Source organism: Robertmurraya massiliosenegalensis JC6, assembly GCF_000311725.1.
Classification (GTDB): domain Bacteria; phylum Bacillota; class Bacilli; order Bacillales; family Cytobacillaceae; genus Robertmurraya; species Robertmurraya massiliosenegalensis.
In genome coordinates, this window is the sequence record NZ_HE978513.1 from 699,006 (window position 1) to 701,489 (window position 2,484).

Genomic DNA, 2,484 nt, shown 5'->3' on the forward strand with positions numbered 1-2,484 from the left:
TTGTCCATCATCCTCATCTCAGAAAGCTAATTCTAGAAGCCTCTCGATGAGTATACTGGAAGTTTCTCACGGTAGTTTATTCATCGTGCTCTACCGACTGAGCTACTGATCCATAACAATATATGTAAAATTAAATGGCGGTCCGGACGGGACTCGAACCCGCGACCTCCTGCGTGACAGGCAGGCATTCTAACCAACTGAACTACCGGACCAAAGCTTTTTCGACGAAGGAGAAAATAGCTTTCCTTTGTCTTTTTCGACGTAAGGAGAAAATAGCTTTCCTTTACCTTTTCGCAATAGCGAAAATATCTTTTCTTGTTTTAACAATCTTTGATTGATAAAACCGATTGCGGAGGCAGGATTTGAACCTGCGACCTTCGGGTTATGAGCCCGACGAGCTACCAGACTGCTCCACCCCGCGATAATAGTATATATCTAGTTTAGCTCATGCTTCTAGATAGTTTAAGGACTGTCCCGATTTCAGTTAGTAACTCAAGGAGCGACTCAATCGGTACAACTCGCAGTTTATACTGTGAAGTAACGCTCGTTGCTCCACCCTGCGATAATAGTATAAAGTTAAATATGGAGGAGGAAAGGGGATTCGAACCCCTGCGCGGTTTGACCCGCCTGTCGGTTTTCAAGACCGATCCCTTCAGCCGGACTTGGGTATTCCTCCGTGTTATTAAAAGTATTTGCTGTGCAAAAAACTCTGGTGGACCTTGTAGGATTCGAACCTACGACCGGACGGTTATGAGCCGTCTGCTCTAACCAGCTGAGCTAAAGGTCCAATAAAGTTTTAAAAAATTTGGTAGCGGCGGAGGGAGTCGAACCCACGACCTTTCGGGTATGAACCGAATGCTCTAGCCAGCTGAGCTACACCGCCAAAGGAAAAATTTTTATATTCACTTTATTTCACTAAAAATATGGTAGATTATTTTTAGTTCACTACGTTACATAAAAAACTAAGGAAAAATATTTTTTACTTCACTACGTTACGTAAAAAAATTCTTGGTGGAGCCTAGCGGGATCGAACCGCTGACCTCCTGCGTGCAAGGCAGGCGCTCTCCCAGCTGAGCTAAGGCCCCATTTATAAAAATATAGTGGTCGGGAAGACAGGATTCGAACCTGCGACCCCTTGGTCCCAAACCAAGTGCTCTACCAAGCTGAGCTACTTCCCGTTGTATGGCGCGCCCGAGAGGAGTCGAACCCCTAACCTTTTGATCCGTAGTCAAACGCTCTATCCAATTGAGCTACGGGCGCATTCTTTTAAGTTTCACAGGCGTATATTAAAGAGAATTGCTTTCTCCTATATTGAAAAAAACTTCAATGCCGAGGACCGGAATCGAACCGGTACGGTAGTCACCTACCGCAGGATTTTAAGTCCTGTGCGTCTGCCAGTTCCGCCACCCCGGCTAATGATTGGAGCGGAAGACGGGATTCGAACCCGCGACCCCCACCTTGGCAAGGTGGTGTTCTACCACTGAACTACTTCCGCATGCAGATATTCATTTTCAAAGTAAAGTGCGGGTGAAGGGAGTCGAACCCCCACGCCTTGCGGCGCTAGATCCTAAGTCTAGTGCGTCTGCCAATTCCGCCACACCCGCAAAAATAATAAAAAGCTATCTTTTGACATTATAGGAAAGTTATTTTCTCCTACGTCCAAAAACTTTGGTGAGCCATGAAGGACTCGAACCTTCGACCCTCTGATTAAAAGTCAGATGCTCTACCGACTGAGCTAATGGCTCTCAAGTAAATATACGCTACTTTTTATTTCATAATTTTAAGATATAAGGCATCTACGATGTCCCCATCTCAGAAAGTTTATTCAAGTAGCAGCTCGATGGGTACAACTCGAAGCAAAATCATAGATGTATTGCTTGTTGCTCTACCGACTGATCTAATGGCTCTAAAATTGGTGCCGGCCAGAGGACTTGAACCCCCAACCTACTGATTACAAGTCAGTTGCTCTACCAATTGAGCTAGGCCGGCATATTAAATAATAATGAATGCTATTTCCGCTTTACTACGTAAAAAGCTTTGGTGGAGGATGACGGGATCGAACCGCCGACCCCCTGCTTGTAAGGCAGGTGCTCTCCCAGCTGAGCTAATCCTCCGAAATGATATCTTTTTAAAACAGCCCGGCAACGTCCTACTCTCACAAGGGGACAGCCCCTAACTACCATCGGCGCTGAGAAGCTTAACTTCCGTGTTCGGTATGGGAACGGGTGTGACCTTCTCGCTATCGCCACCGGACCTATTTAATTTATCAAGACAAATTCTATTATAATGGTTTTAGTTATTTTTTCAAGAGGAAATATAAAAGAATTTCTTTTAATATCTCATCAAGTTAAAAATATTCAAAATTTCATAATAAAATTTCATGTAACCTTATTTCACTATTGTGAAAATGATTAAGAACAATATTTCATAAAATGAAATAATTGTACCCTCAAAACTAGATAATGAAGGAAGAAGAATAGAAAA

The 2,484-nt window shown here is 43.6% G+C and carries 14 tRNA genes and 1 rRNA gene; all 15 read right to left on the reverse strand.

Annotated elements, in window-relative coordinates:
• Positions 1-135 precede the first annotated feature (135 nt).
• Positions 136-212, reverse strand: a tRNA-Asp gene (locus BMSHG_RS13300).
• 135 nt (positions 213-347) lie between these two features.
• A tRNA-Met gene (locus BMSHG_RS13305) sits at positions 348-421 on the reverse strand.
• Between the two features lie 162 nt (positions 422-583).
• Positions 584-676, reverse strand: a tRNA-Ser gene (locus BMSHG_RS13310).
• Between the two features lie 34 nt (positions 677-710).
• Positions 711-787: transfer RNA gene (locus BMSHG_RS13315), tRNA-Ile, on the reverse strand.
• Positions 788-806: 19 nt separating this feature from the next.
• Positions 807-883: transfer RNA gene (locus tag BMSHG_RS13320), tRNA-Met, on the reverse strand.
• A gap of 126 nt (positions 884-1,009) precedes the next feature.
• Positions 1,010-1,085, reverse strand: a tRNA-Ala gene (locus tag BMSHG_RS13325).
• Between the two features lie 16 nt (positions 1,086-1,101).
• Positions 1,102-1,178 (reverse strand) — tRNA-Pro (locus BMSHG_RS13330).
• 5 nt (positions 1,179-1,183) lie between these two features.
• A tRNA-Arg gene (locus BMSHG_RS13335) sits at positions 1,184-1,260 on the reverse strand.
• A gap of 67 nt (positions 1,261-1,327) precedes the next feature.
• Positions 1,328-1,413, reverse strand: a tRNA-Leu gene (locus BMSHG_RS13340).
• Between the two features lie 7 nt (positions 1,414-1,420).
• A tRNA-Gly gene (locus BMSHG_RS13345) sits at positions 1,421-1,495 on the reverse strand.
• A 27-nt stretch (positions 1,496-1,522) separates the two neighbouring features.
• Positions 1,523-1,604, reverse strand: a tRNA-Leu gene (locus tag BMSHG_RS13350).
• Between the two features lie 65 nt (positions 1,605-1,669).
• Positions 1,670-1,745: transfer RNA gene (locus BMSHG_RS13355), tRNA-Lys, on the reverse strand.
• A gap of 168 nt (positions 1,746-1,913) precedes the next feature.
• Positions 1,914-1,989 (reverse strand) — tRNA-Thr (locus BMSHG_RS13360).
• A 49-nt stretch (positions 1,990-2,038) separates the two neighbouring features.
• Positions 2,039-2,114 (reverse strand) — tRNA-Val (locus BMSHG_RS13365).
• A gap of 22 nt (positions 2,115-2,136) precedes the next feature.
• Positions 2,137-2,253: ribosomal RNA gene (gene rrf, locus BMSHG_RS13370) — 5S ribosomal RNA — on the reverse strand.
• Positions 2,254-2,484: the final 231 nt, after the last annotated feature.